This is a genomic window from Streptomyces cinnamoneus, from assembly GCF_014650495.1.
In the GTDB taxonomy this organism is placed as follows: domain Bacteria; phylum Actinomycetota; class Actinomycetes; order Streptomycetales; family Streptomycetaceae; genus Streptomyces; species Streptomyces cinnamoneus.
Genome location: NZ_BMVB01000009.1, coordinates 168,813 through 186,626 on the forward strand (window position 1 = coordinate 168,813; position 17,814 = coordinate 186,626).

14 protein-coding genes are annotated in these 17,814 nt (G+C 73.9%); 10 read left to right on the forward strand and 4 right to left on the reverse strand.

All coding sequences use genetic code 11. The features are described from left to right. Positions 1-4 precede the first annotated feature (4 nt). From IE182_RS16055 to IE182_RS16065, 3 genes are all read left to right on the forward strand, one after another. On the forward strand, positions 5-1,153 hold the full coding sequence (locus IE182_RS16055) for an AAA family ATPase (RefSeq protein WP_190110489.1): 1,149 nt from the start codon (positions 5-7) through the stop codon (positions 1,151-1,153). Further along, positions 1,150-1,539: a nucleotide pyrophosphohydrolase gene (locus IE182_RS16060; protein ID WP_190110490.1), complete on the forward strand. Its 390-nt coding sequence runs from the start codon at positions 1,150-1,152 to the stop codon at positions 1,537-1,539. Before IE182_RS16055 ends, IE182_RS16060 begins: the two co-directional genes overlap by 4 nt. Before the next feature lie 119 nt (positions 1,540-1,658). After that, on the forward strand, positions 1,659-2,117 hold the full coding sequence (locus tag IE182_RS16065) for a DUF6099 family protein (protein ID WP_190110491.1): 459 nt from the start codon (positions 1,659-1,661) through the stop codon (positions 2,115-2,117). Between the two features lie 56 nt (positions 2,118-2,173). Here IE182_RS16065 and IE182_RS16070 read toward each other — a convergent pair whose 3' ends face one another. Continuing rightward, positions 2,174-2,395, reverse strand: coding sequence for a hypothetical protein (locus IE182_RS16070; RefSeq protein WP_190110492.1), 222 nt, complete (start codon positions 2,393-2,395; stop codon positions 2,174-2,176). A gap of 295 nt (positions 2,396-2,690) precedes the next feature. Here IE182_RS16070 and mmuM point away from each other — a divergent pair, with 295 nt between their 5' ends. Then, the gene (gene mmuM, locus IE182_RS16075) at positions 2,691-3,602 is read left to right on the forward strand and encodes a homocysteine S-methyltransferase (RefSeq protein WP_190110493.1); all 912 of its coding nucleotides are present in this window, start codon (positions 2,691-2,693) and stop codon (positions 3,600-3,602) included. A gap of 19 nt (positions 3,603-3,621) precedes the next feature. Here mmuM and IE182_RS16080 read toward each other — a convergent pair whose 3' ends face one another. Next, positions 3,622-4,167 carry a hypothetical protein gene (locus tag IE182_RS16080; RefSeq protein WP_190110494.1) on the reverse strand — a complete coding sequence of 182 codons (546 nt, stop codon included), beginning with the start codon at positions 4,165-4,167 and terminating at the stop codon, positions 3,622-3,624. A gap of 519 nt (positions 4,168-4,686) precedes the next feature. Between IE182_RS16080 and IE182_RS16085 the strand changes: the two genes are divergently transcribed. The 6 genes from IE182_RS16085 to IE182_RS16110 all read left to right on the forward strand — a co-directional run bounded on the left by IE182_RS16085 (position 4,687) and on the right by IE182_RS16110 (position 15,216). Continuing rightward, entirely contained in the window at positions 4,687-6,267 is a 1,581-nt protein-coding gene (locus IE182_RS16085; RefSeq protein ID WP_190110495.1) for a 3' terminal RNA ribose 2'-O-methyltransferase Hen1, read from the forward strand. Beyond that, complete coding sequence (locus IE182_RS16090) at positions 6,264-8,855, forward strand: polynucleotide kinase-phosphatase (RefSeq protein ID WP_190110496.1); 2,592 nt, start codon at positions 6,264-6,266, stop codon at positions 8,853-8,855. Before IE182_RS16085 ends, IE182_RS16090 begins: the two co-directional genes overlap by 4 nt. Positions 8,856-9,583: 728 nt before the next feature. Beyond that, positions 9,584-10,816 carry an arginine deiminase gene (locus tag IE182_RS16095; protein ID WP_190110497.1) on the forward strand — a complete coding sequence of 411 codons (1,233 nt, stop codon included), beginning with the start codon at positions 9,584-9,586 and terminating at the stop codon, positions 10,814-10,816. Positions 10,817-10,921: 105 nt separating this feature from the next. Then, the gene (gene argF / locus IE182_RS16100) at positions 10,922-11,923 is read left to right on the forward strand and encodes an ornithine carbamoyltransferase (protein ID WP_190110498.1); all 1,002 of its coding nucleotides are present in this window, start codon (positions 10,922-10,924) and stop codon (positions 11,921-11,923) included. 216 nt (positions 11,924-12,139) lie between these two features. Beyond that, positions 12,140-12,967, forward strand: a complete 828-nt coding sequence (locus IE182_RS16105; RefSeq protein ID WP_190110499.1) for an enoyl-CoA hydratase family protein — start codon at positions 12,140-12,142, stop codon at positions 12,965-12,967. Continuing rightward, positions 12,964-15,216, forward strand: coding sequence for a bifunctional salicylyl-CoA 5-hydroxylase/oxidoreductase (locus IE182_RS16110; protein ID WP_190110567.1), 2,253 nt, complete (start codon positions 12,964-12,966; stop codon positions 15,214-15,216). The genes IE182_RS16105 and IE182_RS16110 overlap by 4 nt, the downstream gene beginning before the upstream one ends. A gap of 74 nt (positions 15,217-15,290) precedes the next feature. On the opposite strand, the gene IE182_RS16115 is transcribed toward IE182_RS16110, so the two are convergent. Together IE182_RS16115 and IE182_RS16120 are read right to left on the reverse strand one after the other, a co-directional pair. Beyond that, positions 15,291-16,127 (reverse strand): PaaX family transcriptional regulator, encoded by an 837-nt coding sequence (locus IE182_RS16115; RefSeq protein WP_190110500.1) that lies wholly within the window; start codon positions 16,125-16,127, stop codon positions 15,291-15,293. Beyond that, positions 16,120-17,760, reverse strand: a complete 1,641-nt coding sequence (locus tag IE182_RS16120; protein ID WP_190110501.1) for an AMP-binding protein — start codon at positions 17,758-17,760, stop codon at positions 16,120-16,122. The genes IE182_RS16115 and IE182_RS16120 overlap by 8 nt, the downstream gene beginning before the upstream one ends. Between the last annotated feature and the right edge of the window lie 54 nt (positions 17,761-17,814).

Genomic DNA, 17,814 nt, shown 5'->3' on the forward strand with positions numbered 1-17,814 from the left:
GGGCATGGACGCAGCCACCCAGCTTCAGCGCCCCGCCGTGACCGAACTGCGGCTCTCCGCCTTCAAGTCGCACCGCAACGCCGTCTACCCGCTCGGCCCGCTGACCCTGTTCCGAGGGCCGAGCGGCAGCGGCAAGTCCAGCGCCCTCCAGGCGTACGAGGCCCTCGCCCGGCTCGCCGGGGGCGACACCCTCGACGAGGCGTTCGCCCCCGTGGCCGGCGGCGCCACCGCCTGCGTGCCGCAGCAGGCCAGGCCCGACGAGCAAGGGCGGCGCGGCTTCCGCATCGGTTGCACCGTGGAGGGCCCGGCAGGGCCGGTCCGCCTCGACGTGGCCGTGCAGGCGGAGCCGGAACTACGGGTGGTCGGCGAACGGCTGACGGGTTCGGGGCGCACGCTGCTCTCCACCGCCCTGCGCGACCCGGGGCTGCCCAGGGTGGAGGCGGCCTGGCACACGGCGGGCTCCGTGCCCGTGACCCGGGCCCCGCTGCCCGACGACCGGCTGGGCACCGCGCTGCTGCCGCTGCGGGTGGCGGGCAAGACGGCCGGGCAGCGGATCGTGCTGGACGCGGCCGAGCAGGTTGTGGTGGCGCTGCGCTCGGTGTTCCCCTGCGACCCGCGGCCCGAGCTGATGCGCGCCCCCGTCGCCGCGCGCGACGGGCTGCTGCGCGGGGCGTGCGACAACGTTGCCGCGGTGCTCGGCCGCACCCGCAGCGAGTGCGTCACGCGCCACGCGGCGCTGGTCACGGCGGCGGGCGCCGGATGCCGGGGGCGGGTCGACGGGGTGTCGGTCCAGGGCCTGGAGGGCGGCTTCGTCCGGGCGGTGCTGGCGCGGCAGGCGGGGTCGGCGACGCCCTTGGAGCACCTGGGCGACGGGGAGCTGCGCTATCTGGCGCTGTGTCTGGTGCTGCTGACGGGGCCGGGGGTGCTGGCGATGGACCAGGCGGCCGAGGTGCTGCCGGCCCGGCAGGTGCTGACGGTCCTGGCGGACGGCCTGGACCGCTGTCTCGACCCGCGGCAGGCCCGTGAACTGCTGGGGCTGGCGGCGCGGATGTGCGAGCGGGGGCACATCAGACTGGTGGGGACGGTGCGGGGAGCGGTGGCGCATGCGGCGGAAGAGGTGGCGGGAGCGTCGATGGTAGACCTGGGGGCGTGACCGAACACCCCGGGAAGACCCCCGACCTCGACGCACTGCAGCGCCGGCTGGCCGCGTTCGCGGCGGAGCGCGACTGGCAGCCGTTCCACACGCCCAAGAACCTGGCCTCGGCACTGAGCGTCGAGGCGTCCGAACTGGTGGAGATCTTCCAGTGGCTCACGCCCGAGCAGTCCGCGCGGGTGATGGAGACCCCGGCGACCGCGGTGCGCGTGGAGGACGAGGTCGCCGACGTCCTGGCCTACCTGCTGCAGTTCTGCGAGGTGCTGGGGATCGACGTGCTGGCGGCGCTGTCGGCGAAGATCGACCGAAATGAGCGGCGATTTCCGGCGCCGGGCCGGACTGCCGGAGAGGGCGGGGGCGAGGGGGTTGGTCACTCTCCGGAGTGATGGGGTTATCCACACCGCACTTTGTGTCCACAGATTTCTGAATTCCCCTTCCTTTTCCGGCGGTTAGTCATCACTCTGGGTAGTGAGAGCGGGCGGACGGAAAAGCATGGGGGACGGTCATGGAGGCAGCGCGGCTGATCGAGGCCACGAGACGCGCTTTGGCGCAGGCCAGGACGGTGCGGGACGTGGTCGTCGAGGCGTGGCAGGCGCAGGCGCTGGCGGAGGCTGTCGGCAGTCATCTCGCGGTCCACGGGCCCTTCGAGGCGCGGGCCGCGGCCCGGGGTCTCGGCGAGGCCGGCGGCCGGGCCTCCGGCGCGCTGGGCCGGGCGGCGCTGTGCGCCGGAGGCTTACGGGCCGCGCAGCTCACCGAAGTGCGGGACCCCTGGGCGGCGTTGACCGGACTCGGCGAGCTCCTCGGCGAGGTGGGCATAGCCCTGGTGGGCGTCGCCTGCGCCTGCGAGGAGGACGCCGTGTACTGGCAGTGCATAGAAGGCATCGACGCCGCCGACGAGACAGCCGACCGGATCGGCGGGCTGCTGAGACGGCTCGCCCTGCGGGAGCGGGGAGGTGCCGCATGAGAACGGCGTGGAGTGCGGGCGCGGGCACGGCCGCGCCGGTGGTGCGGTGGGTGTCGTCAGTCGGTGCCGGCGCCGCCCTGGTCCACGGTCGGCTCGGCGGTCCGCCCGGCCGCGGACGGCCGCTCCGACGACTGAAGGTCGGCGTCGAGCTGCGTCAGATCGGCGTTGAGCGCCGCCATCAGCTCCTCCATCTGCTGCAGCAGGCCCTTGGGTGCGCCCTGCTGCTGGGAAGCGGCCTGGGTGGGCATGGCCTCGTCGGGCTCGGCTTCCTGGGTCATGGTGGCCTCCTCGGCCCTCGCCCTCCCACGGGGGGAGGGCGGCGTTGCGTTCGACGCCCCCGGCAGCGGACACCGGTGCGCGGGCCGGGCGGTCCGGCTCCGCCCGAGCCAACGATCTCCGGCCGCGCCGGGACACTGGCGGATACTCCGCCGGCCGGCCGCGCCCGGGTGATTTCACCCGGCCGGAGTGAGTCGGGCGGTGTGGAGGGTGGCGGGTTGACGGGTGTTCGAGAGTGCAGGATGGGGGCCCGGGCCGCGGCCGGCGCGGCATCGGAGTGCTGGAGGAGCCCCTGTGATGTCCCCGCCCACCACCCCTCTCGCCGACGCGCTCGCGCGCGGGCCGCTCGTCCTGGACGGTGGACTGTCCAACCAGCTGGTGGCCCAGGGCTGTGACCTGTCCGACGAGCTGTGGTCGGCGCGGCTGCTCGCTGACGCACCCGAACAGATCGAGGCGGCCCACACGGCGTATGTCCGGGCCGGCGCCCGGGTGCTCATCACCGCCAGCTACCAGGCCACCTTCGAGGGCTTTGCCCGGCGCGGCACGGGCCGGGAGCAGGCGACCGCGCTATTGCGGCGCAGCGTGGAGCTGGCGCGCCGGGCCGCCGGTCGGGCCGAGCGGGAGGTGTGGGTCGCGGCGTCCGTCGGCCCGTACGGGGCGATGCTCGCCGACGGAAGCGAATACCGGGGCCGCTACGGCCTGACCGTGGCGGAGCTGGAGCGATTTCACCGCCCGCGGATCGAGGCCCTGGCGGCGGCCGGCCCGGATGCGCTGGCCCTGGAGACCGTTCCCGACACGGACGAGGCCCGGGCCCTGCTCCGGGCGGTGCGCGGCTGCGGGGTGCCGGTCTGGCTCTCGTACAGCGTGAGCGGCACCGGCACGCGCGCCGGCCAGCCGCTGCCCGAGGCGTTCGCGGTGGCCGCGGACAACGACCAGGTCGTCGCGGTCGGGGTCAATTGCTGCGAGCCCGCCGACGCGGACCGGGCCGTGGAGGTGGCGGCCCGGGTGACGGGCAAGCCGGTGGTGGTCTACCCGAACAGCGGGGAGGGATGGGATGCGCAAGCACGCGACTGGCGGGGACGCTCCACGTTCGACGCCACCCGGCTCGGCGCCTGGCGGTCCGCGGGCGCCCGCCTCATCGGCGGCTGCTGCCGCGTGGGCCCGGAGCGGATCGCGGAGCTGGCGGCACTGGTGGAGGCCGAGGGCTGAGCACCCCCGCGTGGGGCCACTAGCCGGCGTGCCAGCGGTTGCGGCCGTCGGAGCCGGGGCCGCAGACCATGGGGGTGCCCTTCACGGTGACCCCGGTGGCCCCCTGGGGAGAACAGAAGGAGCCACCGCGCACGGTGGTGCCTCCGCCGCCGCCCTGGGATCCGGAGTGGGATCCGGAGGTGTCGTTGTCCGTCGGGCGGTCGTCCGTCGGGCGGTCGTCCGTCGGGTGGTCGTCCGTCGGGTGGTTGTCCCTCGGGTGGTTGTCCCTCGGACGGTTGTCACTCGGGTCCGCCTGGCGGGCCGGGGTGGGGGCTGCGGTGGGCGTGGGGTGCAGCGTGGCGTTCCGGCTGCCGGGGCAGGCCGTACCCGGGGCGACCAGGTGCAGTTCCGGCCTGTCCTGCGCGGGCAGGAGCCGGGCACCGGCGGCCGGGCCCTGGAAGCAGACGGTCCAGGTGTCGTGGTCCCCCGGGAGTTCCACATCCCGGTAGGCGCTGTAGGCGGTGACGCCGCCGGGGAGCAGTCTTGCGATGGCCTTCGACGCCTCGCCGTAGGTGGAGTTCACCACGCCCGGCATCTGCGGACCGGGGCTCGGCGACGGAGAGGGCGATGCGGTGGTGGGGGTGGCGGACGGTGTGGCCTTTTCCACCGCTGCCGGCTTCGATTCCGTGCGATGCGCCTTTTTCTCGTCCGGAGGATCGGACATGAGGAGCAACAGAAACCAGAGGCCGGACACCACACTGGCGACGATCTTTTTACGCGTGGACCAACGGCCCAGCCACGCCAGCAGAATGCCTGCCGGCGGGAAGAATACGAGCAGCGTGATGCACAGCGCCGGATGCTGCCACCAACGCCGCGGCCGCGACACCGTTGTCGCGTAGGGGTGCGGTGGGTCCTGCGAGGTTACGGGCATGAGGGCTCCGGCGACGGCGGGACGGGCGGGCGCAGCACTGTAGCCCGCGGGCAGGCCCGGGATCGGCTGATCACGCAATTACGGCCCGAGGAAACGGCCCGCCCCTTTCCGGGGCGCGTACATGCGGGAGAAAATAGGTCGTCTCTTCGGAGAGGCCAGGGGACAATCGCTCGTGTGTTCCTGACAATCAGTGCCTCCGGCACCCCCGGACGTCCCGCTACCGACCTCGGCTTTCTGCTGCACAAACATCCCGACAAGGCGCAGCAGTTCTCCACTTCCCATGGCACCGCGCATGTCCTCTACCCCGAGGCGAGCGCGGAGCGCTGCACGGCGGCGCTGCTCCTTGAGGTCGACATGGTGGCGCTGGTCCGGCGTGGCAAGGACAAGGGGAGGGGCGGCGCGCCGGATGCGGCGTTGGCCCAGTACGTCAACGATCGCCCCTACGCGGCCTCCTCGCTGCTGGCCGTGGCCATCGGCAGCGTCTTCTCCAGCGCCGTCAAGGGACAGTGCGCGGCCCGCCCCGAACTGCCGGGGCAGGAGCTGCCCTTGCGCATCGAGGTGCCCGTCCTCCCGGCCCGCGGGGGCGCCGCGCTGGTGGAGCGGCTCTTCGCACCGTTGGGCTGGACGGTGACGGCCCGGCCGGTGGAGCTGGACGAGCGGTTCCCCGAGTGGGGCGCATCGCGGTACGTCTCGCTGGTGCTGGAGGGCGAGCTACGGCTGTCCGACGCCCTGCGTCACCTGTACGTGCTGCTGCCCGTCCTCGACGACGGCAAGCACTACTGGGTGACGCCCGACGAGGTCGACAAGCTGCTGCGCCACGGCGAGGGATGGCTGGAGGGCCACCCCGAACAGCGCCTGATCACCAGCCGCTACCTCGCCGGTCGCTGGTCCCTGACCCGGGACGCACTCGAACGCCTCGCCCTGGCCCGGCTCGCCGAGGCCGACGACTCCGAGGCGGAGGAGCTCGACAACGCGGTCGACGAGAAGGAGGACACCGAGGAGCGGCCCGTCCCCCTGGCCGTGCAGCGACGCGCGGCGATCGTCGACGCCCTGCGCACGGCCGGAGCGGCGCGGGTGCTCGACCTCGGATGCGGGCAGGGCCAGCTGGTGGGGGAGCTGCTCAAGGACGTGCGCTTCACCGAGATCGTCGGCGTGGACGTCTCCGTCCGCGCGCTGAAGGAAGCCTCGCGGCGGCTGCGCCTGGACCGGATGCCGGAGCGGCAGGCGGCCCGCGTCGCCCTGATGCAGGGCTCGCTCGCCTACACCGACCGGCGGCTGGCCGGGTACGACGCGGCCGTGCTCAGCGAGGTCGTCGAGCACCTCGACCTGCCCCGGCTGCCCGCCCTGGAGTACGCGGTCTTCGGCGCCGCCCGCCCGGCCACGGTCGTGGTGACCACCCCGAACGTGGAGTACAACGTCCGCTGGGAGACCCTCCCGGCCGGCCACGTGCGCCATGCGGACCACCGCTTCGAGTGGACCCGCGAGGAGTTCCGCGACTGGGCCGCGAAGGTCGCCGAGCGGCACGGCTACGCAGTGGAGTTCATACCGGTGGGCCCCGACGACCCCGAGGTGGGGCCGCCGACCCAGATGGCTGTGTTCCACCGGCACGACCAGCACGAGGCGCCCGCCGAGGGAAGCGGGCACGCCAAGCGCAACGAGCACGACCGGCACCACAAGCACGACCGGCACTACAAGCACGATCAGCGCAACACGACCCGTACCCACGAGACCCCGAAGGAGGCGGAAGCCGTATGACCACGACGAGCACGACCGTCACCGTCCCCGACCTGTCCCTCGTGGTCCTCGTCGGTGCCACCGGCTCCGGCAAGTCCACCTTCGCCGCACGCCACTTCAAGCCGACCGAGACCATCTCGTCCGACTTCTGCCGCGGGCTCGTCAGCGACGACGAGAACGACCAGAGCGCCAGCAAGGACGCCTTCGACGTCCTGCACTACATCGTCGGCAAGCGGCTCGCGGCCGGCCGGCTGACGGTGGTCGACGCGACCAACGTGCAGCCCGAGACCCGCAAGCAGCTCGTACGGCTGGCGCGCGAGCACGACGTGCTGCCCGTAGCGATCGTCCTCGACATCCCCGAGGACGTCTGCGCCGAACGCAACGCCGCCCGCCCCGACAGGGCCGGCGTCGCCCGTCGCGTCATCCAGCGCCACCAGCGCGAGCTGCGCCGTTCCCTCAAGCACTTGGAACGCGAGGGATTCCGCAAGGTGCACGTGCTGCGCGGCGTGGAGAAGGTCGCGGCGGCCGAGGTGGTCCGGGAGCGCCGGTTCAACGACCTGCGGCACCTGACGGGGCCCTTCGACATCGTCGGTGACGTCCACGGCTGCCGCTCCGAGCTGGAGAGCCTGCTCACCGCCCTGGGCTACGGCCTCGTCCGTGACGGGTCCGGTCGCCCGGTGGACGCCGTGCACCCCGAGGGGCGCACCGCCGTCTTCGTCGGCGACCTCGTCGACCGCGGCCCCGACAGCCCCGGCGTGCTGCGCCTGGTCATGGGCATGGTCGCCGCCGGGCACGCCCTGTGCGTCCCGGGCAATCACGAGAACAAGCTGGGCCGGTTCCTGGACGGTCGGCAGGTCAAGCTCTCGCACGGTCTGGCCGAGACGGCCGGGCAGCTGGAGCGCGAGGCCGAGCGCGAGCCGGAGTTCCGCGAGCAGGTGCGGGCCTTCATCGACTCGCTCGTCAGCCACTACGTCCTCGACGGCGGGCAGCTCGTCGTGTGCCACGCCGGGCTGCCCGAGAAGTACCACGGCCGCACCTCCGGGCGCGTCCGCTCGCACGCCCTGTACGGCGACACCACCGGCGAGACGGACGAGTTCGGGCTGCCCGTGCGCTACCCCTGGGCGGAGGACTACCGGGGCCGCGCAGCCGTCGTGTACGGCCACACCCCCACGCCATCGGCCACCTGGCTCAACAACACCATCTGCCTGGACACCGGCGCCGTCTTCGGCGGCAAGCTGACGGCGCTGCGCTGGCCCGAGCGCGAGCTCGTGGACGTACCGGCCGAGCAGGTCTGGTACGAGCCGGTGAAGCCGCTGGCGACCGAGGCGCCCGGCGGGGCGGACGGCCGCCCGCTCGACCTCGCCGACGTCACCGGGCGCCGCGTCGTGGAGACCCGGCACCTGGGCCGGGTGGCGGTGAAGGAGGAGAACGCCGCGGCGGCCCTGGAGGTCATGAGCCGCTTCGCCGTCGACCCCCGGCAGCTCGTCTACCTGCCGCCGACCATGGCCCCCTGCGCCACGTCGAAGGAGGAGGGTTACCTGGAGCACCCGGCCGAGGCGTTCGCCGCGTACCGCGCGGAGGGGGTGCGGCAGGTGATCTGCGAGGAGAAGCACATGGGCTCCCGCGCGGTGGTGCTGGTCTGCCGCGACGAGGAGACGGCGCGCGAACGCTTCGGTGCGGCCGAGGGGCTTCCCGGGGCGGTGTTCACCCGTACGGGGCGGCCGTTCTTCGACGACGCCGGTCTGGCGGGGCGCTTGCTGGGCCGGCTGGGCGAGGCCGTCGGCGGTGCCGGCCTGTGGGAGGAGCTGGACACGGACTGGCTGCTGCTGGACGCGGAGCTGATGCCGTGGTCGCTGAAGGCGACCGGTCTGCTCCGTCACCAGTACGCGGCCGTGGGGGCCGCCGCCCGTACGGCCTTCCCCGGCGCGCTCGCCGCGCTGGAGGCGGCCGCGGCCCGTGGCGTGGACGTCTCGGCCCTGCTCGACCGCCAGCGTGAGCGTGCCGAGGACGCCGCGGCCTTCACACAGGCGTACGGGCGCTACTGCTGGCCGGTGGGTGGCAGCGGGGAAGACGCGCTGGAGGGCATCCGCCTGGCGCCGTTCCAGATCCTGGCCGCCCAGGGGCGCAGCCTCGCCGCGCTGCCGCACGACGAGCAGCTGGCGCTGATCGACCGGATCGTCGAGTCGGACGGCGCCGGGGTGCTCGCTCCCACCCGCCGACTGCTGGTCGACACCGGGGACGAGGCGTCCGTGGCCGAGGGCACGCGGTGGTGGCTGGAGCTGACCGCGGCCGGTGGCGAGGGCATGGTCGTCAAGCCGCTCGGGGCCCATGTCCGGGGCGCGGACGGCAGGCTCGTCCAGCCCGGCATCAAGTGCCGGGGCCGGGAGTACCTGCGCATCATCTACGGGCCGGACTACACCCGCCCGGAGAACCTGTCCCGGCTGCGCATACGCCACCTCGGCCACAAGCGCTCCCTGGCCCTGCGCGAGTACGCGCTCGGCCTGGAGGCCCTGGACCGCCTGGCGGCGGGCGAGCCCCTGTGGCGGATCCATGAGGCGGTCTTCGCGGTCCTGGCCCTGGAATCCGAACCAGTGGACCCCCGCCTGTAGGCGGCCCTCCTCCGGCTGCCGGCCACGGCTCGCTCCTCGGCCGGGGCAACCACCCCGGCCGAGGTCCGCCCTCAGGGCGGACCTCGGCCCGGGCCGAGCGCGGAGCGGCCCCCGGCCCGTCCCTAGCGCCCGGCCCTGGCGCGCGGGTGCGGCGCGGCCCCGGCCCTCGACGCGGCCCCGTCCCAGAGCCGCCCCGGCCCCGTCCCAGAGCCGCCCCGGCTCCGCCCAGGCCCGGCTCCGGCCAGGCCCGGCTCCGGCCAGGCCCGGCTCCGGCCAGGCCCGGCTCCGCCCAGGCCCGGCTCCGCCCAGGCCCAGCTCCGGCCGGGCCCGGCTCCGCCCAGGCCCGGCTCCGCCCCAGCGCCGCCCCGCCCCAGCGTCGGCCAAGCCCGGCTCCGGCCCTCGGCTCCGCTCCGGCCCGGCTCTGCCCAGGCCCGGCTCCGGCCCGCCCCAGCGCCGCCCCGGCCCAGCGTCGGCCAAGCCTGGCTCCGGCCCTCGGCCCGGCCCCAGGCCCGGCTCCGGCCCGGTCCGGCTCCGGCCCAGCGCCGCCAAGGCCCAGCGCCGACCCTGGGCTCCGCCCCGGCCTGGCCCCGCCCAGGCCCAGCGCCGCCCCGGCGGTACGCCCCCCACCGCCCCACACCGCCCCGCACCGCCCCCCGCCGCCGCCCCAGGCACCCGTTCCGTGCGGCCGGTGCCGAGTGATCACGGCGGGTTCAGGTCAGGATGGGGGGATGGGATTCCATGTCGATTCCGAGGCCGGGCGGCTGCGTCGTGTCATCCTGCACCGCCCCGACCTGGAGCTGAAGCGGCTCACGCCGTCCAACAAAGACGCTCTCCTCTTCGACGACGTGCTCTGGGTGCGCCGCGCCCGCGCCGAGCACGACGGCTTCGCCGACGTGCTGCGCGAGCGCGGCGTGGAGGTGCACCTCTTCCAGGACCTGCTGGAGGAGAGCCTGCGGGTGCCGGCCGCGCGGGCGCTCGTCCTCGACCGGGTCTTCGACGAGAAGGAGTACGGCCCCCTCGCCACCGATCACCTGCGGGCCGCGTTCGACGGAATGCCGGTGGGCGAGCTGGCCTCGTGGCTCGTCGGGGGGATGACCAAGCGGGAGTTCCTGGCGCGGCACTCCGAGCCGGTCTCCGTCCGCTTCCACGTCATGGACATGGACGACTTCCTGCTCAACCCGCTGCCCAACCACCTCTTCACCCGCGACACCTCGGCCTGGATCTACGACGGCGTGTCCGTCAACGCCATGCGGTGGCCCGCGCGGTGGCACGAGACCATGCACTACGAGGCCGTCTACCGCCACCACCCCCTCTTCGCCCAGGGCGGCTTCCACATCTGGTGCGACGGCCAGTCGGCCTACCCCTCCACGATCGAGGGCGGCGACGTGCTCGTCATCGGCGAGGGCGCGGTGCTGATCGGCATGAGCGAGCGGACCACCCCGCAGGCGGTGGAGATGCTGGCCCGCGGCCTGTTCGCGGCGGGCTCGGCCCGCACGATCGTGGCGCTGGACATGCCCAAGACGCGCGCGTTCATGCACTTGGACACCGTCATGACCATGGTCGACGGCGACACCTTCACCCAGTACGCGGGGCTCGGCATGCTCCGTTCGTACACCATCGAGCCGGGCGTCGGCGAGCGCGAGCTGAAGGTCACCGACCACCCGCCGGAGCACATGCACCGGGCGATAGCGGCCGCCCTCGGCCTGGACTCCATCCGGGTCCTCACCGCCCGGCAGGACGTCCACGCCGCCGAGCGCGAACAATGGGACGACGGCTGCAACGTGCTGGCCATAGAGCCCGGGGTGGTGGTTGCCTACGAACGGAACGCGACGACCAACACCTTCCTGCGCAAACACGGGATCGAGGTCATCACCATCCCCGGCAGCGAACTGGGCCGGGGCCGCGGCGGTCCGCGCTGCATGAGCTGTCCGGTCGAGCGGGACCCGGTCCCGGGTGCCTGAGCCACCGGACCCATCTGCATAATGATGCGAGTGGTCGTATAGACTTTCGTTTTTGGCGTGCATGCGCGTGCACAGCGCACTGTTGATGACCTAGGAGCCCATCCCATGGCGACAGACCTCAAGGGCCGTCACTTCCTCAAGGAGACGGACCTCACCGCCGAGGAGTTCCACAGCCTGATCGAGCTGGCTGCCGAGCTCAAGGCCGCCAAGCGGGCGGGCACCGAGCAGCCCTGCCTGCAGGGTCGCAATATCGCGCTCCTCTTCGAGAAGACCTCCACCCGCACCCGCTGCGCCTTCGAGGTCGCCGCCGCGGACCAGGGGGCCCGTACGACCTACCTCGACCCGAACGGTTCGCAGATCGGCCACAAGGAGTCCGTCCGGGACACCGCGCGGGTGCTCGGCCGGATGTTCGACGCCATTCAGTACCGCGGTCACGGCCAGTACATCGTCGAGGAGCTGGCCGCGTACGCCGACGTGCCGGTCTACAACGGCCTCACCGACGAGTGGCACCCCACCCAGATGCTGGCCGACGTGCTCACCATGACCGAGCACACGGCCAAGCCGCTGGAGCACGTCGCCTACGCCTACCTCGGCGACGCCCGGTACAACATGGGCAACTCCTACCTCGTCACCGGTGCCCTGCTGGGCATGGACGTGCGCATCGTCGCCCCCGAGGAGCTCTGGCCGGCCCCCGAGGTCATCGCCCGGGCCCGGCGGCTGGCCGAGTCCAGCGGGGCGCGCATCACCCTCACCGCGGACATCGCCGAGGGCGTGCGCGGCGCCGACTTCATCGCCACCGACGTATGGGTGTCGATGGGCGAGCCCAAGGAGGTCTGGGACGCCCGCATCGCCCTGCTCGCCCCGTACACCGTCACCATGGAGGTCCTGCGCGCGACCGGGAACCCGGCCGTGAAGTTCCTGCACTGCCTGCCGGCCTTCCACGACCTGGGCACCACCGTCGGCCGCGAGATCTACGAGCGCCACGGCATGACGGCGCTGGAGGTCACCGACGAGGTCTTCGAGTCGGTGCACTCCGTCGTCTTCGACGAGGCCGAGAACCGGATGCACACCATCAAGGCGGTGCTGGTGGCCACGCTGGCCCGCTGACCCGGGTGGGGGCCGCATCCCGGCCCCCACCCCGCCCACGGCGCGGCCCCCTCCCACGGCGCGGAACGCCGTCGCACCGCACCACGCACCACGCCCGCCGCACCCGTGTCCGGCAGGGCCCGCGGTCCTATCGCGCACTCGTGACGACGGTCACATAGCGGTGATAGCTTCACCGGGCAGGCACCAGCCCCTCCCGGCTGAAGGAGGCCGTGCTCCATGAGTCCGTTCACCGGCTCCGCGTCCCGCACCGAGGAATGGCGGCACCTGCGCCTGACCCTCGACGCCGGCGTCGCCACCGTCACCCTCGCCCGCCCCGACAGGCTCAACGCCCTCACCTTCGGCGCCTACGCCGACCTGCGCGACCTCCTCCCCGAGCTCGCCCGCGACGGCTCCGTACGTGCCCTGGTGCTCGGCGGCGAGGGGCGGGGCTTCTGCTCCGGCGGCGACGTCGACGACATCATCGGCGCCACCCTGGCCATGGACACCCGCCGCCTCCTCGACTTCAACCGCATGACCGGCCAGGTCGTCCGGGCCCTGCGCGAGTGCCCCTTCCCCGTGGTCGCCGCCGTGCACGGGGTCGCGGCGGGCGCCGGCGCCGTCCTCGCCCTCGCCGCCGACTTCCGCGTCGCCGACCCGACCGCCCGCTTCGCCTTCCTCTTCACCAGGGTCGGGCTCTCCGGCGGCGACATGGGCGCCGCCTACCTCCTGCCCCGCGTCGTCGGTCTCGGCCACGCCACCCGCCTGCTGATGCTCGGCGAACCCGTCCACGCCGACGAGGCCGCCCGCATCGGCCTCATCAGCCGGTCGGCCCCCGAGGGCGAGGCGCCGGCCGCCGCCCAGGACCTCGCCCGCCGCCTCGCCGAGGGCCCCGCCCTCGCCCACGCCCAGACCAAGGCCCTGCTCACCGCCGAGCTCGACATGCCGCTCGCCGCCGCCGTCGAACTGGACGCCGCCACCCAGGCCCTGCTCATGAACAGCGCCGACTACGCCGAGTTCCACGCCGCCTTCACCGAGAAGCGGCCCCCCGCGTGGCAGGGACGATGACGGCGGCCGCACGGGTCGCGGTCATCGGCGGCGGCCCCGGCGGGCTCTACGCCGCCGCCCTCCTCAAGCGCCACGCCCCGAGCCGCGACGTCACCCTGTGGGAACGCAACGCCCCCGACGACACCTTCGGCTTCGGCGTCGTCCTCTCCGCCGAGACCCTCGGCGGCATCGAGCACGCCGACCCCGAGGTGTACGCGGCGCTCCGCCGCGAGTTCGTGCACTGGGACGACATCGACGTGGTCCACCGCGGCAGGGTGCTGCGCTCCGGCGGCCACGGCTTCGCCGCCCTCGGCCGCCACCGGCTCCTGGCGATCCTGCAGGCACGCTGCCGCTCGCTCGGCGTCGCCCTGAAGTTCGGCACCGAAGCGCCGGCCGTCCCCGACCTGGCCCGCTCCCACGACCTCGTCATCGCCGCCGACGGCGTCCACAGCCGCACCCGCGACACCCACCGCGACCTCTTCGGCCCCACCCTCACCACACACCGCTGCCGCTACATCTGGCTCGCCGCCGATTTCGCCCTCGACGCCTTCCGCTTCGAGACCGCCGAGACCGAGCACGGCGTCATGCAGCTGCACGCCTACCCCTTCGCCCCCGGCGCCAGCACCGTCATCGTCGAGATGCGCGAGGAGGTCTGGCGGCGGGCCGGCCTCGACCGCTGCGACGAGCAGGAGTCCGCCGAGCGGTGCGGCGCGTACTTCGCGGGCCTCCTCGGCGGCCGGCCCCTGCGGTCCAACCGCTCCGCCTGGACCGCCTTCCGCACCGTCGTCAACGCCTGTTGGTCCCACGGCCCCACGGTCCTGCTCGGCGACGCCGCCCACACCGCGCACTTCTCCATCGGCTCCGGCACCAAGCTCGCCGTCGAGGACGCCCTGGCGCTGGCCGGCCACGTCCGGGACGCCGCCACGGTGCCGGAGGCCCTGGCCGCGTACGAGGCCGAACGGCGACCGGTCGTCGAGTCCACCCAGCGCGCCGCCCGCGCCAGCCTGGAGTGGTTCGAGGAGCTCGCCCTCCACACCGGGGGACCTCCGCACCGCTTCGCCTTCGACCTTCTCACCCGCAGCCGCCGCGTCACCCACGACAACCTCCGCCTGCGCGATGCCGGCTTCGTGGCGGCCGTCGAGCGCGAGGCCGGCATCCCGCCCGGCACCCCACCGATGTTCACCCCCTTCCGGCTGCGCGGCCTGACCCTGCGCAACCGCGTCGTCGTCTCCCCGATGGACATGTACTCCGCCACCGACGGCACGCCCGGCGACTTCCACCTCGTCCACCTCGGCGCGCGCGCCCTGGGCGGAGCGGGCCTGGTGATGACGGAGATGGTCTGCGTCAGCGAACAGGGGCGGATCACCCCCGGCTGCGCGGGCCTGTACGCACCCGCTCACGAACGGGCCTGGCGCCGGATCACCGGCTTCGTCCACGACCGGGCGCCCGGCACCGCCATCGGTGTGCAGCTCGGCCACTCCGGCCGCAAGGGCTCCACCCGCCTGATGTGGGAAGGCATCGACCAGCCCCTCCCCGACGGCAACTGGCCGCTCGTCGCGCCCTCCGCGCTGCCCTACCGCCCCGGCGTCAACCAGATCCCGCACGCCCTGCTCGCCGACGAGCTGCGGGCGATCCGCGAGCAGTTCGTCCGCTCCGCCGCGTCCGCCGCCCGCGCCGGCTTCGACCTCCTCGAACTGCACTGCGCCCACGGGTACCTGCTCTCCAGCTTCCTCTCCCCGCTCACCAACCACCGCGACGACGCCTACGGCGGCGGCCTGCGCGGCCGGCTGGCCTATCCGCTGGAGGTCTTCGACGCCGTGCGGGCCGTGTGGCCCGCGGAGCGGCCGATGACGGTACGGATCTCCGCCACCGACTGGGCGCCGGGCGGCACGACGGGCGACGACGCCGTCGCCATCGCGCGGGCCTTCGCCGAGCACGGGGCCGATGCCGTCGACGTCTCGACCGGGCAGGTCGTGCCGGAGGAACGGCCGGCGTACGGGCGCTCGTACCAGACGCCGTTCGCCGACCGCATCCGGCAGGAGGCCGGGGTGCCGGTGATCGCCGTGGGGGCCATTTCGTCGTGGGACGACGTGAACTCCCTGATCCTGGCGGGCCGCGCCGACCTCTGCGCGCTGGGCCGGCCCCATCTGTACGACCCGGCGTGGACCCTCCACGCGGCCGCCGAGCAGGACTACGCGGGACCGGGCGCCCCCTGGCCCGTGCCGTACCGCGCGGGCAGCCGCAAACCCCCGACGGGCCGCGGGAGCTGAGACCGCCGTACGGCGCGGCCCCGCCCGGCCAGGACCTGTACGGCCAGGATCTGTACGGCCAGGATCCGTACCGCCTAGGCCAGCCCCGCCGCCACGAACTGCCCTCCGGCGTCGCGCAGCCGCGTGTGCAGGGCGCCGAAGACGCGGGCCGCCCGCCCCCCGGGCCAGTCCGCCGGCAGCAGGGCCGCGGGCAGGCCCGGATCCGCGTACGGCAGGCGGCGCCAGGAGTCCAGTGCGAGGAGGTAGTCGCGGTAGGCCGCCTCCGGCGGCACCGGCTTGCGGCGGGCCCACCGCCGCAGCACCGGTTCGTGGGCCTCCAGGAACGCGCGGTGCTGCCGGGCCAGCGCGTCCAGGTCCCACCAGCGGGCCACCGCCTCCGCCGTCGGCTCGAAGCCCAGGTGGCTGCCCCGGAAGAGGTCGACGTAGTCGGCCAGACCGAGGCGCTGCAGGGTGTGCCGCGTCTCCTCGTGCACATGGGCGGGGGCCACCCACACGCCCGGCGCCGCCGTGCCGAAGCCCAGCCGCGCCAGCCGGGAGCGCAGCAGGTGCCGCTTGTGCCGCTCCTGTTCCGGGACCGAGAAGACGGCCAGCAGCCAGCCGTGGCCGGGGCGGGCCGAGGGACGGCCGTAGATGCGCCGGTCGCCGTCCTCCAGCAGCTGCCGGGCGGCGTCCGAGAGCCCGTAGCCCGCGGCGCCGTCGGGCGTGCGGCCCGCGACCAGCAGGCCGCGCCGCTTGAGCCGGGAGACGGCGGACCGCACGGACGGCGAGTCCACGCCCACCGCGCCCAGCAGTCTGATCAGCGCCGCGATCGGTACCGGGCCGGCGGGGGCGTCGACGCAACCGCGTCCGTACGCGCCGTAGAAGGTGACGATGAGGGACCGGGGGGTGTGGAGCGGTTGCTGGTCAGTCACGGGGAAACTGTAAAGCGCCCGCGCGCAGCCGGAATCGCTGCAGTTTGCCGGTGGGCGTGCGGGGAAGGGCCTCGTGGAACACGATCTCGCGAGGGCACTTGTACGGCACGATCTCCTTTTTGGTGAACTCCCGGAGAACCAACGCCGTTTCGTCGGTGCGCGGCACACCCTCCCGCAGCACCACATGGGCGACGACGACCTGCCCGCGGCGCTCGTCCGGACGGCCGACGACGGCCGCTTCGAGGACGTCGGGGTGGCGCAGCAGGGCCTCCTCGACCTCGGGACCGGCGATGTTGCAGCCGGCCGAGATGATCATGTCGTCGGCGCGGGCGACGTAGCGGAAGTGGCCGTCGGGGTCACGGATATAGGTGTCGCCGGTGAGGTTCCAGCCGTCGCGGACGTACGCGCGCTGGCGGTCGTCGGAGAGGTAGCGGCAGCCGGTGGGCCCGCGCACGGCCAGCAGCCCCGGCTCGCCGTCGGGTGCGGGCCGTCCGTCGGTGCCCAGGACGCGGGCCTCGTAGCCGGGGACGGGCAGTCCGGTCGTGCCGGGGCGGATGCGGCCGTCGGCCGCGGAGATGAAGATGTGCAGCATTTCGGTGGCGCCTATGCCGTTGATGACCCGCAGTCCGGTGGCGCGGCGCCAGTCGTGCCACAGGCCGGCGGGCAGGTGCTCGCCTGCCGAGACGCATCTGCGCAGCGACGAGACGTCGTACGCGCCGAGCGCACCCAGCATGGCCCGGTAGGCGGTCGGGGCGGTGAACAGCACGGTGACGCGGTGGCGTTGGATGCGCTCCAGCAGCTGTTCGGGGCCGCAGCGGTCGGCCAGCAGGGTCGAGGCGCCCGCGCGCAGGGGGAAGACGAGCAGGCCGCCCAGGCCGAAGGTGAAGCCGAGCGGCGGGGTGCCGGCGAAGAGGTCGTCGGGGTGCGGGCGCAGGACGTGGGCCGAGAAGGTGTCGGCCACGGCGAGCACGTCGCGGTGGAAGTGGAGGCATCCCTTGGGGCGGCCGGTGGTGCCGGAGGTGAAGGCGATGAGCGCGACGTCGTCGGCGGAGGTGTCCAACGCGGCATAGGATGTGGGTTTTTTGGCCGCACGCCGCAGCAGGTCGTCGGGCGCGCTGCCGCCGTAGAGCGTCATCAGTAAGTGTGGCACCGCCGCCTTGATCAGGTCGTCGGCCGATCGGGTGTCGCACAGTGCGTGCCGCACCTGCGCGATCCGGCAGACGGTGGCCAGCTCCTGCGGGCGCTGCGCGGCGAGCACGGTCACGGCCACCGCGCCGGCCTTCATCACCGCGAGCCAACAGGCCGCCAGCCAGGGCGTGGTGGGCCCGCGCAGCAGCACCCGGTTGCCCGGGACGACGCCCAGGTCCGTGGTGAGGGTGTGGGCGATCCGGTCGACGTGCGCCTTGAGTTCGCCGTACGACCACACGCGCGCCGAGCCGTCCCGGACCGCCGGACGGTCCGGCCCCAGCCGTTCCACCGTCGCGTCCAGCAGCTCCGCACCGCAGTTGAGCCGGCCGGGGTAGTGCAGGCCCGGGGAGCCCGGGAGGTCGAAGCGGAGATCCGGCCACTGGCCGGCGGCCGGCAGGTGGTCGCGCGCGAAGGTGTCGACGTGGGCGGACCGGTTGAGCTCCATCGCGGATGCGCCCCCTCGCGCCGGGGAGGAATGGGAGGTGAACGGGGGTCTTGC

Coding starts and splice junctions, on each gene's coding strand:
- mmuM (WP_190110493.1), top strand. CDS start 2,691: ATGTCCCCGCCCACCACCCCTCTCGCCGACGCGCTCGCGCGCGGGCCG.
- IE182_RS16070 (WP_190110492.1), bottom strand. CDS start 2,395: ATGACCCAGGAAGCCGAGCCCGACGAGGCCATGCCCACCCAGGCCGCT.
- IE182_RS16120 (WP_190110501.1), bottom strand. CDS start 17,760: ATGGAGCTCAACCGGTCCGCCCACGTCGACACCTTCGCGCGCGACCAC.
- IE182_RS16090 (WP_190110496.1), top strand. CDS start 6,264: ATGACCACGACGAGCACGACCGTCACCGTCCCCGACCTGTCCCTCGTG.
- IE182_RS16105 (WP_190110499.1), top strand. CDS start 12,140: ATGAGTCCGTTCACCGGCTCCGCGTCCCGCACCGAGGAATGGCGGCAC.
- argF (WP_190110498.1), top strand. CDS start 10,922: ATGGCGACAGACCTCAAGGGCCGTCACTTCCTCAAGGAGACGGACCTC.
- IE182_RS16110 (WP_190110567.1), top strand. CDS start 12,964: ATGACGGCGGCCGCACGGGTCGCGGTCATCGGCGGCGGCCCCGGCGGG.
- IE182_RS16055 (WP_190110489.1), top strand. CDS start 5: ATGGACGCAGCCACCCAGCTTCAGCGCCCCGCCGTGACCGAACTGCGG.
- IE182_RS16065 (WP_190110491.1), top strand. CDS start 1,659: ATGGAGGCAGCGCGGCTGATCGAGGCCACGAGACGCGCTTTGGCGCAG.
- IE182_RS16095 (WP_190110497.1), top strand. CDS start 9,584: ATGGGATTCCATGTCGATTCCGAGGCCGGGCGGCTGCGTCGTGTCATC.